Raw genomic sequence first — 14,305 nt, 5'->3', positions numbered from 1 at the left:
GGAGAAAGGACATGGGGTTTATTTGGTTAAACAATTTAGCAATCAGGAATTTGCGCATAGCTTTGTTTCATTGCCAACTTTAACATAATTCATAATGCCCCGGATGGTAGTTACCTTTTATTCATGAATGGGATATATAGCAGATATAACAAACTATAATGTTATGAAACCACTTTTAACCACATTGATTTTGGTTTTCAGCTTTGTCGCTGGAAACGCTCAAATCAACACTTTTAAGATTCTCGTCCAAAATGGTGAATCGGAGATTCAAATTGGAGAGGTCGTAACTCAATTGAAAAAAGGCATGGTCCTTTCCGGAGATTTCACACTTACCGTAAAAGAAGGCGCCTATCTCGGACTTGTTCATAATAGCGGACATGTGCTGGAAATAAAGGAAAGCGGAAAATATGACGCCAATGATCTGTATGGAAAGATTGAGGTGACTGAGACGAATATGATTGTCACCCGCTATACTGATTTCATTCTAAATCGGGAGATCTCTGAAAAAGCAGCCGGAATAAACTATGAAATCATGCGTGATTTCGAGCCTTTCTCTGACTCAGAGGTGAATCTGTACATCCCCGGAGCCACTGAATTGTATGGGGATAAACTAGCACTGGAATGGGCGAATGAAAGTGAATTTTCGATAATCCGTGTTATGAACATGTTTGAAGAGGTTCTGCTTGAGGAACGTGTGGAAGGACAGCGTACTATGCTGAATCTTGAGAATGAAAACCTCAAAAAAGAAGAAATTTTGCTTGTAAAGGTTTATCAGGATAATGATGTAGAGTCAAAGGCAGTTGCGCTTAAGCGTATTGATCATGAGACCAGGACGCAACATACCCAGAACTTGAATTCTTTAACAAGCAATATTTCAAATAGCGCGCTTCTCGAACTGATCAGTGCTGCTTATTTTGAAGATAATAACTTGTTAGCGGATGCCTTCACCAGTTATGTGAATGCGATGTTACTGGCGCCTAATGTGCCGGATTACCGTTCTGCATACAATGAGTTCCTGATACGTCATAAACTGCTCAAATTAAGGCAGTAGCAGAAGAAAATTGTACACTGATAACCAGCCGGAATAATTCCGGCTGGTATTTTTTGTTTTATGGACCATTCCGTAGTCATACATTTTTTAAAACGGAGCCTGGGAGTTTTTTTGCTTCTCAGTGTAACTCCTTGTTTCGGTCAGGATTGGAAGAAATCCTATACGCTCGCTCATGAAAACTGGGGAGTTTCCTGGGATAACACCATTAAATATCTTGAGGAGGCTGAACAACAGGCAAAAGTCGACCGTGGAATCTTTGATCATGACTATCTTGTCATTCTGAATGATTTAGGAATTGCCTACTATGAGTCGGGTAATTTTAGCAAAGCGCGGACTGTCCTCGAAACATCCGAAGCATTCCGCAGTGAAATCCTTGAACCAACTGATAAGGAAAGGATAATATCACAACTCAATCTCGCTCAACTGTACAGGTATACCGACACGGAAAAGGCGATTATCATCTATGAACGTATTTTAAAAACTGCCGGAGGCTCTTCATCTATAAAAGCGCTTCAGAACCTCTATGACATTTATATTGAGTTGGGCGAACACGATCGGGCACTGACCCTGCTTTCAAATTCAGCTTCGTTAAACAATTCTCAGGAGTTTGACTTTATGATTTTGCTTCTTCAGGCTGACGCCCAAAGAAGAGAAGGGAACTTTCAGGAAACCCTTGACCTTCTGAATTTCGTATCGGTTAGAATGGACAGTATTTCGAATCATTTATTACAGAAATCTGTAGAATCGGCCTACTTCGAACAACTGGGAATGCTCTACATGGAGCGACAGGATTTCACCGAGGCTGAAGCAAGCTTCAAGAAAGTTCTGGAATTAAAGGAATACCTGGGTTTACCAAAGGAAGAGACTGTAAATACCCTGAATAATATCGCCAACCTCTATGAGAAGTTCGGTCTTTATGGTCAGTCATTGTCATATATCGATCTCGCCCTGCAAAACTGTACCCATCATTGTGAACGCCTGCTTCAGAACAAAGCTGCACTGTTTTTAAAAACGGGACAGGTCCTGGAATCGGAGATTATTCTTAATGACCTTTTCAACGACTATTCATTCAAATCACCGAATGAGGAGCTTGTATTTCTTCTGAACTATGCCAATACATTCCGGAATTCTCAGGCTATCGGTTCAAATCCGGCTCTTGACAAAGCTGCTGAGCTGGTGGAAAGAAACGGGGAAGTTTTTTCAGATATGGATCTGGCCAATTTCTATGCGGCAAAAGGGGCCTGGGCGATCTACGAAGGCAACATTGATGAGGCCATCCGATCGCTGGAAATTTCAAAGCAGAAATACGTTACGGTTTATGGCAGTGCTGCACCGCAATTGAGGCAGATTGAAAATAACCTGGGGGTTTGCTATATTCTTTCAGGGAGGTTTGAAGAGGGTTCTGAAAATCTCTTTGCTGCGAGTAATAAGGAAGAACAGCTCATCAGATTCATATTTCCCATGTTGTCACGCTCCGAGCAGACGGTCTTCCTTTCAGAAATGAGGAAAGATTTGGATGTCATTTATTCAGCGATCGCTCCGCTGGCAGGTGAACGAACCGATCTTGCGCATATAATGATCAATAAACAGCTGCTCTATAAGGGCCTCACCCTGGAATCGAAGCGCGGCCTGAAAGAAATCCAAAAATTAGATCAGAATGATAAAACGGCCGGGTTATTAGAAGAATTTCTCGCCATTCGTCAGGAATTGACCAGTTCCTTTACCCGAGGTGGATTCGATGGAGAAATCCAGCAATCAATGATACGTCGTCTTAATGAACTTGAATCTGAGATTGCGAGACATACCGGCCGGCAGCTTTCTGCAACAGCTGATTACAATTCCATACGTTCCGCCCTCGATGATGATGAGGCGGTGGTTGAAATTATCCGATATAAAAATCAGAATTTCAGCCGTTTAAATGGAGAAACAGATAGCATCAATTATGTTGGACTTGTGATAAAACCGTCGTTTGAGGATGGGCCTCAGGTGGTCGAACTGGGATCCGGTGATTATCTGGAAAACCGGCAGCTGAAGTTTTATCTGAATGCCATTAAATATGAGGTCGCAGATACAACTTCCTATACTTATTTCTGGAAGCCATTTGAGTCACTGCTTGAAGGCATAAAGACGGCATACCTTGTTGATGACGGGCTGTATTTTAAGATTAATCCGGAGTCACTTATGAACCCTGAAAACAGTAGTTTTTTGGGCTCAACTATGAGGATTCGCCACTTACATAATGCCGGAGAGATCGTGAAGGTAAAGGCCGGACAAGGGGTATTCAATGGATCGCACCAGGCACTGCTCGTGGGTGATCCCGTTTTAAGTGAATCACAGGGCGATTCGAGATTCGCATCCCTTCCAGGCACACGTGAGGAGATTATACAGATTTCAGGCGCGCTGCAAAAGGAAGGGTGGGGTGTTACCTCTCTCACAGGCACGGAGGCAACGAAAGCCCGACTCTACAGTCAGGAGCCATCTGCATTGATGCATTTCGCGACGCACGGATTCTTTTCGAGAAGGGAAGTTAAACAGCGTCAGGATTTGCCTGACCTGGAATTATTCAGGTCTGGACTGGTTTTAACTGCCACAGATTCCAGGCAGGGAGATCTCCTGACTGCGTTTGAGGTTTCTGATATGGATCTGTCAGCAACAGAGTTGGTGGTATTATCGGCCTGTGAAACCGGTCTGGGAGAGTTGAAAAATGGCGATGGGGTATACGGGTTGCAATACGCATTTTTCGTAGCGGGAGCAGAATCAATGATCATAAGTCTGTGGCAGGTAAGTGATAAGGTCACCAAGGAGTACATGTCAAGTTTTTATGCAAAACTGCTGGCATCTGGAAATAAGAGGATTGCCTATGAATACGCAGTTGATGAAATGAAGAAAAAGTATCAGGCACCAAAATATTGGGCGCCCTTCATATACCTGGGTAATTAATTACAATCGAAAATTTCTGTATTAAGCAGGTTGTTGTCCTTAACAAGGATGGGAATATAGGGTCTGTATCGCTCGCTTTCATCGATACCATTTAATCGGATCAGGGTCTCTTCCTTTAAAGCCCGGGTGAGTTCATCACCATTCATGGCTCTGGTTGTGAAACAGTAATGATAGGTTTCTTCAGGCTTGCTCCCCATACCTGAAATAAGAAATTCCACACGACGATTAAGCTGTCTGCCTTTAGGTGATTCATTGTCGGCAACAGGTTCACGAAACCCCTTCGCCCGGATCATCATGGAAAGAGGGGATACCCCTAACCGGAGAAGGGCATCAAATACAGCCTGTCCGCGTTCTCGTGTAAGCAGCAAATTGTAGGCCTCACTTCCGGTGTTATCTGCATGCGCAACAATTTCCAGTTGAAATCCCGGGTTGTTGTTTAGAAAAACAGCCATCTCCTGTAGTACTCCATAGGATTCATGGCGGATTTCACTTTCAGCCAGATCAAAATAAACCGGAGTGTAGGTATATGACCTGTAATCCGGGATAAATAATGTCTGCACATTCGAGAATTGGATCAGGCCATTGAAGGCAGTATCAATTTCAAGGAGAACGCTTTCATTGCCTGTTAAATGGCTAAAACGGAAATTTCCGGATGAATCGGCAATGGTTAATTGTCGACGTTCGCCACTCAGGTCCGACATATAAATTGTTGGGATGTCATCACAATATTCACAATCCAGTGAGCCCGTTATTTCAAAGTGTCCCTCTTCTTCATGATGGTCGAAGTCAACCTGATAACGTCGGCGGTCCAATGCTGCTAATTCAGCCTTGCGCTCTTTAAGCAATGCATCAACCTGAGCCTGTGACAGATCTTTGAATGTACTGGTGACGCCCGGCTTGCCAAGGGCAATATCATTGATGACCGCCTGCTCTGCAAGAGACAGTTTGCTGAAGTCAACATCACCTGTATTTACGATAGTTGTGATTTCTCCTCCCGGATCAGGTAGAATCACAGATCCACTTAATGCATCGTCACGACTTGCATTATGATTCAATGCAGAAATAAGAGAAGTAAGATATAACCTGGATCGGATTGATGAGCTGTACACATCAAAACCCCCTTCTCCATCTGAACGATTAGATGACCAGAATATATAGGACGATGAGGCATTTGGAAACATATCGTCCCTGCTGGAATTAAAAGGGATTCCCGCATTCACCAATACCGTGTCACCATTGAGTAGTCGACGTGCCATAAATATATCCATTCCGCCGAATCCCTGATGACCATCGGAAGAGAACATCAGAATGTTATTCATTATCGGAAAGGGTGAATTCTCGTTCAGTGAAGTATTAACCTTGTTGCCCAGGTTCATGGCGGGTCCCCAGCCGCTGCCTGATTTAACGGACATCCAGATATCATTGCCGCCCTTACCGCCAGGCCGGTCCGATACGAAGAACAATGTATCCCCTGAAATTGAAATACCCGGCTGTTTACTGTTCCTCCCTGGTAAATTAATATTTTCCGACAATAATTCCGGCTCTGAAAATCTTCCTGATTCCAGATGACTTACGTAAATCTGACAATATGGAGCTTTGTACCCGCAAACGGTAAAGTAGTATGCGCCATCCTCATTACAAAAGCTGCCGCTGCCATCATTAAATTTTGTATTCAGTGCATCGATGAGCTTTGTATCATCAACAATATTGATGGCATTTTCTGACAAAGAGAAATAATAATGATCTGAAAAACCCTCGCCAAATCGCTGATCTCTTGCCTGCCTTTTATGTTCAATCCTTGAACTTGTGATCAGAAGTGCTGAATCGGCTAAGGTCACCGGTGCATAATCATTAAAGGGCGTATTCAGGGGTTCAGCCACTTGGCGGATTTTAAACTTCTCCTTTCCATTATAGGATATGGCCATTTGACTTCCCGCTTTTTCCACCCGGGCCTGTTCAATAAGAGCGGGATAGCGACCGGTTGAATCCCAACGGGCAATAAAGGAATCGAAATATGATATGGATGCGCTGTATTTGCCCGTATATTTCTGCATGAGAGCCAGGTAATATTCGCTAAGCGGGTTGGCATTTTCGTCGAGAAAAAACACCTTCTGATACTGAGCGAGCGCCTTTTCATACTGGAATGTCTGCCGGTAGTTTTCGGCAAGTGAAAATACAGCATCGATGTTGTTCTCATCAAATGTGAGCAATTCGTTCAGGGCATCGATAGCTGCGAAATATTGACCGGAGTTTTCCAATTGCCTGATTTCCTCAAACCGAAGCGCTGTTTGTTGTGCCGCCAGGGTCAGGGGTAATGCAGTTAGCATGCTGATGCATAGAAGTAATCGCGAAAACTTCATATGAGTGGCGTTGAGAAATAAACGGACTGGTGTTTTCGGATAATTCTGTATTGAATGGAAAACTCGTAGCTTCCTGAAGTTCCAAAATACCTTTGGAAAGAGGAAACATTATGATCATAGCTGAAGGCGAGTCGGAAATTCTTGATTTCAGTACCTACATGAACGATGAAAGAATCACTCAGGCGATACCATGCTCCCAGGATTACGGCGGCATTCGAGGCATTGGATGCACTTCCCAGCGAATAGGTCAGGTATCCGCCTGCATTCAGCTGAATGTCTGAAAGCTCATACACCGCCAGAGCACTCGGGGTGAGTTTTGCCTGTGCCGAAATGGGGAAACTAATCCCGCCATGAAAACGAAGGCTGAGTGGCAGATTGTCCTGATCATTGATCAGGGACGTATTCGGTTGATTCAGGTGATAGACTGAAATTCCTGCATAGGACGACCAGGATTTTGTACTATACCGCTGCTGTTGCCGGTAATACCACATCATGCCCGCATTGATTACAGCATAGAACCTTTGGTCCTGCAAATTTCCCGGATCAACCTCAATTGTGGGATCAAACCCGCTGAATGCATTGTACTGCGAACCCCATTGTAAATTTTCAATATTCAATGCATTCCTGTAAACGCCGGCCTGTAATCCAAATGTTAAAATGTTGTTTCCATAGGAGGAGAGGTGATAGTTGAAGGCCCCTGAGAAATTGATTCCGGTATTGGAGAGACTGTTATTTCCTGCCTGATCACTCAGGATTGAAACCCCGATTCCCCCTACATGCTTGCTGCGGCCGCCTGGTTTGATCAATGGGTGCATGTAGGTGATCTGAGCGGTCTGATAGGGGGATTCCAGCTGGTTCCACTGTGCCCTGTAATTCATGCCGATCGTGATATCACTTTCAGATCCCACCAATGCCGGGTTCAGATAGAGCGAGGTGGTATAGTACTGAGAAAATACAGGTGACTGCGCCACTGAGAAATTCAGGGTAAAAAATAAAGGAAACAAAACGATCAGGTATTTCAGCATCAGTTAAGAATTGTTAAAGTCCCTGTTCGTTCTATAACTTCATTGCGGCTGTTCCGCGCCCTTAAGGCATATACATAGGCTCCCTGTGGTAATAAGTCGCCGGTGCGGGCAGATGTTCCGTTCCATCCGTTGAATTGCATTCGGGTGAGGCTTTTGCTTTCGAAAACCTGCATCCCCCGCCGGTCATATACCACGAATGAAAAATCCTCTTCTACAAAGTCGCCGAAAACCTTGATGACCCTGTTATCCTGGTCGGCCGCATTCGGAGAGAGGACGTTGGGAATGTAAAATGCCGTTTCATCGCGTATATTTTCTTCCAGTGTTCCAAGTAGCAGAATATGTTCTGAAACGGGTGCATTAGTAGATATCATTTCGTAGAATGAGCCCGTGAAAAAGTCGAGATCGTCATATAACGTAAAATCACCTGAGTTTCGGTCAAGTCCGATAATAACCGCTGATGATCTGTCCAGCTGATCATCATAAAAAGGCAGGCTTACCTCACTGCCGGCAAATGCATCCCGGTAATTACTTCGCTCCCAGAAAAAGTCCCGGCTAACGCTTGTAACCCCTTGTGGTATGTTACCGGAATAATTAGCCCTGGCCTGCAACACGGTAATGGTATTACCGCCTGTAACATCCAGCAATGATACCGGCAGGTAGGTGCCGGAAATACCCACAGGGAATTCCACCAGGCCACGCCCGCCCCTGTGAAGGGGGCCATTTACAAAACTTCCTGGTGATCCGCCTGAAATCAGGGCATCCGTTTCAGTAAATAACGTGTCGATAGACGAGGTAGTGATTTCCCCATCTGTCAGGAGAAGTTGCCGGCGAACGGGTACTTTGCCGCGAATCAATATACCTGCAGGGTTGCCAACATCCAATATGGAAATGAACTGTCCGTTATGGCGGAATGTCTGCGTTTGAGTGCCATCCAGAACTATGGTGCCCGCCCCTTGATATATGCCGTTGCTGGACCAATTCCGACGCACATGGTAGATTCCCTCATTCTGCAGAAAACCCTCATTTGAAACCGCAGCATCAGCGGTTAATATTCCGTTTTCAGAAATAAATAACACTGAACCGTCCTGTATGGTCTGCGCTGCCGACCGATTGGATTGAATCGTAAAAATGAGTAAAAATAGTGCTGCTCTGAGGTACATAAAAAAATAAATCAATTGCCCGGATTCTCTCCAGTAATCTGAATATTAAATAAATATATTTATTTTTGGTAATAAGACCTTATCATCCGCATGCTTTACGTATGTAATTTTAGATAGTCTATTGCTACAAAAATGTAAGGTCGATTTATCATATTACTGATATTTTTTGGGTGAAATACATTTTTAGAATGCCAACTTAAATGTGGCCATGACATTCAGTACTATTAAAAACTACTTTTTAGCCATTCTCATATTGCTGATCATTCCGTGTGTGATGCCGGAAGTAATGGCGCAGTCTGTCGGTGTCGGAACCACCAATCCCAATTCCAATGCGGCACTGGATGTGGTTGCACCGGGAAACAACCAGGGGGTTTTGCTCCCGAGGCTTACGGGCGGTCAGCGCACGAGCATGAGTTTGGGTTCAACTGAAAGGGGTTTGATTGTGTATGACACTACCGATAACCTTTTCTATTATTGGGATGGCGCACAGTGGATCGCCGGACTAGGGGATTCATCCGGTACATTTCAGAACCTTGCCTTTAATCAGGCAACGGCGCTTCTTTCCATCGAAAACGGTAACAGTGTTGATTTGAGTTCACTGATCAACGACGCGGATTCCGACCCTTCCAATGAATTGATTACAGATGTTCGCCTTAACGGCAACATACTTGAAATAGAAGAAAACGGCCTGATCTATACCCTCGATCTGACGCCCGTAATAAACATTGGCACTGATGACCAGCAGTTAAGCCTGGCTGGAAGTGTGTTAACACTCGAAGACGGTGGGGCTCCGATAGATCTGGCGTCGCTGGGTTATGTCACTACATCGGATGATGCGGATGCCGACCCAACTAATGAAGCGATCACTGATTTTCGCATAACGGCTACCGATATTGAAATCGAGGAAAATGGTGTCCTGGCGGGAAGTATTCCCTTATCAGGATTACCGACGGGCACAGATGATCAGCAGATAAGCCTGGCAGGCAGTGTGTTGACACTCGAAGACGGTGGGGCTCCGATAGATCTGGCGTCGCTGGGTTATGTTACTACATCGGATGATGCGGATGCCGACCCGTCCAATGAGGCGATCACTGATTTTCGCATAACAGCAACTGATATTGAGATCGAGGAAAATGGTGTGCTGGCAGGAAGTATCCCGTTGTCAGGGCTGCCAACCGGAACCGATGATCAGGAGGTAACTGAATTTGTATTAAGCGGCGTAAACAGTTCGATCCTTCAGCTAACCCTTGAGGGGGATGGCACCGGACAGAAAACAGTTGATTTGCACAACATATCATTCCCGGCAGCAAGTGATCTTTCCGGTACTATTGGAACGGCCGTTGTAAAGGACGGGGCGATTAACAGTCAGAAAATTCTGGATGGAAGTATTGAAACTGCAGACATTCAGGACGGTGCGGTTTCCAATGTTAAAATCAGTGATTTGGATCCGTCGAAGCTCAACCAGGCCGGGGCATCCGTTGGAGATCTCCTACGTTGGGATGGTACGCAATGGGCACCTGCCACCACAGCCGTCGTACCCGTAGCAAGCTATTACAGTATTGACCCTTCAGATTTCACAGGCGTTTACAGACAGAATTTTGCCAATTCGGAAAATAATGTGTTGATCTTTGAGAGTGATAATAGTCTTGTCACGATCAAGGATGAGACACTGGGCAGATCCATTTATGCCCCTGTACATTTGCCGCACGGTTCGGTCGTTCAATCCATCACAATGTATTTCATGGATATGCACGGCCCACCCGTTAAATTAGGCCTGTTTGAAAGGTCATTTGGCAGCGGCCAGGTCGATCTTGGCGGCGGTTTAAATGCCAATGAAAATGGGCCTGGAATATTCACTGCCACATTGAACGGACCTTTTGTGATCGACAATCAGAATCATACATATATGATCGGTATCGATTTCAATATAGCAGGAATTACAAATCAGCTAAGTGATGCTGAGCAGGGGATATACGGGATCGTTATCGAATATATTACGCCTTAATTGTTCCAAATTGATCAAATCAAAGGATTTGGTACAAACAAAATTAGCGAAGCTCTGGACATTTGTTCCAATTTTTGTATTATAGGTTGCAATCTACAACCTCTTAATAATGAAATATTTATGTTTGCCGGTAAGCCTGTTCTTCATGATGATACTGGCTTCCTGTTCAGCCGATAATTACCCGCCAATTGTTGATGTTCCTACTTATAATTACCGTTATGGTCAGTTTGTCTGGCATGAACTTGGTACATCCAATGTGGATGCTTCCAGGGAATTTTACGGGCAATTATTCAATTGGGAATTTGAATCAATTCCAACGACCGATGGAAACTATACACTGATCCGGCAGGGAAATAAGTATCTGGGAGGAATGATTGAGACCAAATCTCAACAGAATTTGTGGATAGGAGCGATATCTGTCGAGGATACTGAAAAGGCACTTGATTTTCTTAGCTCTATGGGCGCATCGACCGTCATCGGAACAACCAGAATCACCGGACGTGGAAGCATGGCTTTACTGAAGGATCCACAGGGTGCTGCTGTGAGTATAATTCATTCTTCCGCAGGGGACCCGCCATTGCTGGAAGCAGATGCAAATGAATGGTTATGGATGGAGCTATGGTCTGACCAGCCTGAGTCCTCTGCTGAATTTTACGGTAAGACGTTAGGTTATGATATCACTGAGCAGGTTGCTAATGGAAAACCGTATTGGATCTTCGGTAAGCAGGAACTTAAAATAGCGGGGATAAGTCCGAACCCGATCTCAAATATGACAACACAATGGGTGCCTTATATTAAAGTTACGGATCCGGAGGAAACCGTGAATCGAGCCAAATCACTGGGTGCGACCATTTTGATGGCACCGAATCAGGCAATAAGAAATGGTTCTGTCGCCGTTCTTACCGACCCCAATGGAGCAATTTTCTGTATTCAAAAGTGGCCGTTCAATTAAATTCGATCAAAATGAAAACATTTGTTAAAAAATTATCATTCTGCCTCCTCATGATTGCGGCTATCGGAACACTGGAGAGCTGTTCAAATGCACATTGGGGCACCAGCATGGGAATGAATATGTCTTTCGGTCCTGGTGGACCCAGGGTCACGCCTTCTTTTAATGTGGGGGTGTACAGTGGCGGGCGTTATTGACGGATTAGCTGCGGCACCGCTATTTTTTGGTTAGGCAGTCAGGTATTAGTAATTTTGCGAAAATTAGATAAAGCAAAATTAACTATGAAATACCTATCAAGATCAATCTATGTATTGGGCTTTTTAATTGTCTTTGGTGCATGTTCAACTTCTACAAAGGAAGAGGCGGCAGCTACGGATGATATGACCACAGAATTAGCTGAAGAAATGGAAGTTCCTGCCGCGCCGATGGCGATGGCATCAATGTCACCGGCCAGTGGCAGCAACGTTACTGGTACGATCACTTTCACCCAGACAGGCGACAATACCGTTCAGATGGATATCGAAATCAATCATCTTGTACCAGGCTCACATGCGATACATTTGCATGAAAAGGGTGATTGCAGCGCCGACGATGCCAGTTCAGCCGGAGGTCACTGGAATCCATCCGGTGTGGATCATGGCAACCGTATGGGTGATGGAATGCATCATGCCGGCGACATTATAAACCTTGAAGCCGGAGCAGACAGTACGGCAACAAATTCACTTGAAATTACAGGATGGACGATTGGCGGAGATTCAGCTACCAATATCCTGAATCATGCAGTAATCATTCACGCTGGTGCGGATGATTTTACCTCCCAGCCATCAGGTGCTGCCGGGGGAAGAGTATCCTGCGGAGTGATCCGTGAGCAATAGAGAAGAGCGTAATAATATAAAAACCCGCCATCGAGCGGGTTTTTTTATGGTTTAATGATTAGTAAGTGCACATATTTCATCGATGATGATTTCGGGATCCTTATCTTCCCGGATAAGCTGGAGCATCCTGGCCAGCATATCTGTGATTATCCTGGGATGTATACTCAGTTTTTCAGCCAATTTTCGACATATCAATAGTTCTTCCTGATCAACCCGACCATCGGCAATCATCACCTCAACCAATTCATAGATTTGGAAGATTTTATCCCGATGGGATGCAGGAGCAACAAATTTAATGGTTTCAGCCTCTTCACGTATCTGATGGAGTTCCTCCTGGCTTACGCCTCTGTTTGCGGCAATTGTAGCCAGACGATCCCACTCAGTCTGATCCAGAGTGCCATCTGCTAGTGCTACAGCAATGAGGTTGTTTAAATGACTCATCACCTGTCCGTGCCGATTTGATCTGAATAAATTGAACATTATTACTTCTTTACTGATAAATTCCTATCCTTTCGATGTGGTAACCCACTATTCACTTTAAACGGGATGTTTTCCTTACATTTTATGCAAAATCTCCCGTATACGCGCTTTAAGCGATTCAGAGGCCTCGAATAGCGGTAACCGTACATGAGGTTCACAAATTCCAAGTTCCGATAAAACGAATTTTACTCCCACGGGATTAGATTCTTCATACATAAGAGGGTTCAGGTCCAGCATTTCATATGAAGTTAGTGCTGCTCCCTGTACATTGCCAGCCCGGAATTCAGTCATCATTCTTTGGAATGTATTCGGAATGGCATTTGCCAGAACTGAAATCACTCCTGTACCACCAACACTCATCATGGGAAGCGTTAAAAGATCATCGCCTGAGATAAGAAGAAAGTCTTCCGGTTTATCGCGCGCTATGCGCATCACCTGATCCATATCACCAGCAGCTTCCTTAATACCAATTATGTTCGGGTGATGGGCAAGAATCAGTGTAGATGCTGCTGTTACATTACTGGCAGTCCTTCCGGGAACGTTGTAGAGAATAACTGGGATCGGTGCCTCATTTGCCAGTTGCTCATAATGCGCAACGATTCCCCGTTGTGAAGGCTTATTGTAGTATGGGCTTACAGACAGAAGTGCATCAATTCCACTGAGTTCGGTATTTTTTAATTCTGAAAGGAGTGCAGCCGTGTTGTTTCCTCCCAATCCGTAAACGATGGGTAAGTTTGCCCGGTTGTTTTCCCTGACAAAATTTAATACGGCTGCTTTTTCAGCGGGAGAGAGGGTGGCGGTTTCACCGGTAGTGCCCATTACGACATAATAGTCGACACCATTCGATTGGGTATAATCCATCAGCCTTCCAAGGGCTTCGAAATCAATTTCAAGCGACCTTGTGAAGGGCGTAACCAACGCTACTCCGGTTCCGGATAACCTATTCATCATGAAAGGACTTTTGTATACTTATACATCTCATGAGCAAGACTTTTGTAATTGGGTTGCTGTGGGGCCACCATCAGATCACAGAAAGGCCGGTTGATTTCTTCGAAAAACCCTACGCGGCACTGTGCACGGCTCATCGATAATAAATATCGCATGATTGGGTCTCCCTCGAAATCTACATAAAGAAGGTAATTAAAGGGTTTGTTAACGAAGGTATGCACATCTTCCGAGTTTACATTCCCGAAAAAGCCGATCTCCTTGTCGGTGAAGAAATTATACCGGAATTCGAAGTTCTGAACGTCCTTAGGAAGGAATGACATCACGCTCACTTTTTTACCATCACTCTCAAACTTCTTTGCAAGGTCCTTGATGATGTCATGTTTGGTAAGATCTTCAGCTGTGTAAAGGATGCCAACGTTTTTCGCATCTTCATACAGCACGCTTCCGCGGAAAGCGTTATTGCGTTTTAACTGCGCATTCGTTCTGTACTTTACAAACAAATCTCTGAACAT

12 protein-coding genes are annotated in these 14,305 nt (G+C 44.6%); 6 read left to right on the top strand and 6 right to left on the bottom strand.

The window, feature by feature from the left end; translation table 11 throughout:
• Positions 1–163: 163 nt before the first annotated feature.
• Both LDX50_RS19615 and LDX50_RS19610 read left to right on the top strand, forming a co-directional pair.
• On the top strand, positions 164–1,051 hold the full coding sequence (locus LDX50_RS19615; protein WP_225697904.1) for a hypothetical protein: 888 nt from the start codon (positions 164–166) through the stop codon (positions 1,049–1,051).
• A 60-nt stretch (positions 1,052–1,111) separates the two neighbouring features.
• Positions 1,112–3,991 (top strand): CHAT domain-containing protein, encoded by a 2,880-nt coding sequence (locus LDX50_RS19610; protein ID WP_225697903.1) that lies wholly within the window; start codon positions 1,112–1,114, stop codon positions 3,989–3,991.
• On the opposite strand, the gene LDX50_RS19605 is transcribed toward LDX50_RS19610, so the two are convergent.
• From LDX50_RS19605 to LDX50_RS19595, 3 genes are read right to left on the bottom strand one after another with little or no spacing between them, the layout of a single operon-like run.
• Positions 3,988–6,351 (bottom strand): OmpA family protein, encoded by a 2,364-nt coding sequence (locus LDX50_RS19605; protein ID WP_225697902.1) that lies wholly within the window; start codon positions 6,349–6,351, stop codon positions 3,988–3,990. The genes LDX50_RS19610 and LDX50_RS19605 overlap by 4 nt on opposite strands.
• Positions 6,348–7,376: a PorP/SprF family type IX secretion system membrane protein gene (locus LDX50_RS19600; RefSeq protein ID WP_225697901.1), complete on the bottom strand. Its 1,029-nt coding sequence runs from the start codon at positions 7,374–7,376 to the stop codon at positions 6,348–6,350. The genes LDX50_RS19605 and LDX50_RS19600 overlap by 4 nt, the downstream gene beginning before the upstream one ends.
• Positions 7,376–8,536, bottom strand: coding sequence for a T9SS type B sorting domain-containing protein (locus LDX50_RS19595; protein WP_225697900.1), 1,161 nt, complete (start codon positions 8,534–8,536; stop codon positions 7,376–7,378). Before LDX50_RS19595 ends, LDX50_RS19600 begins: the two co-directional genes overlap by 1 nt.
• Positions 8,537–8,744: 208 nt before the next feature.
• Here LDX50_RS19595 and LDX50_RS19590 point away from each other — a divergent pair, with 208 nt between their 5' ends.
• The 4 genes from LDX50_RS19590 (at position 8,745) to LDX50_RS19575 (ending at position 12,365) form a co-directional block, all read left to right on the top strand.
• Entirely contained in the window at positions 8,745–10,541 is a 1,797-nt protein-coding gene (locus LDX50_RS19590; RefSeq protein WP_225697899.1) for a hypothetical protein, read from the top strand.
• A gap of 109 nt (positions 10,542–10,650) precedes the next feature.
• A complete protein-coding gene (locus LDX50_RS19585) occupies positions 10,651–11,493 on the top strand; it encodes a VOC family protein (protein WP_225697898.1) in 843 nt (280 codons plus the stop codon).
• Between the two features lie 11 nt (positions 11,494–11,504).
• Positions 11,505–11,687 carry a hypothetical protein gene (locus tag LDX50_RS19580; RefSeq protein WP_225697897.1) on the top strand — a complete coding sequence of 61 codons (183 nt, stop codon included), beginning with the start codon at positions 11,505–11,507 and terminating at the stop codon, positions 11,685–11,687.
• A gap of 84 nt (positions 11,688–11,771) precedes the next feature.
• Positions 11,772–12,365 (top strand): superoxide dismutase family protein, encoded by a 594-nt coding sequence (locus tag LDX50_RS19575; RefSeq protein ID WP_225697896.1) that lies wholly within the window; start codon positions 11,772–11,774, stop codon positions 12,363–12,365.
• Positions 12,366–12,416: 51 nt separating this feature from the next.
• Here the strand turns inward: LDX50_RS19575 and LDX50_RS19570 are convergent, their stop codons facing one another.
• The 3 genes from LDX50_RS19570 to LDX50_RS19560 all read right to left on the bottom strand — a co-directional run bounded on the left by LDX50_RS19570 (position 12,417) and on the right by LDX50_RS19560 (position 14,305).
• The gene (locus LDX50_RS19570) at positions 12,417–12,806 is read right to left on the bottom strand and encodes a tellurite resistance TerB family protein (protein WP_225697895.1); all 390 of its coding nucleotides are present in this window, start codon (positions 12,804–12,806) and stop codon (positions 12,417–12,419) included.
• A gap of 114 nt (positions 12,807–12,920) precedes the next feature.
• Positions 12,921–13,796, bottom strand: coding sequence for a 4-hydroxy-tetrahydrodipicolinate synthase (dapA, locus tag LDX50_RS19565; protein WP_338030000.1), 876 nt, complete (start codon positions 13,794–13,796; stop codon positions 12,921–12,923).
• Positions 13,793–14,305 (bottom strand): DUF6913 domain-containing protein, encoded by a 513-nt coding sequence (locus LDX50_RS19560; RefSeq protein ID WP_225697894.1) that lies wholly within the window; start codon positions 14,303–14,305, stop codon positions 13,793–13,795. Before LDX50_RS19560 ends, dapA begins: the two co-directional genes overlap by 4 nt.

The organism is Fulvivirga sedimenti (assembly GCF_020328055.1).
Note: the sequence above shows the minus strand (reverse complement) of the source record. Positions and strands in the feature narration are given on the sequence as shown.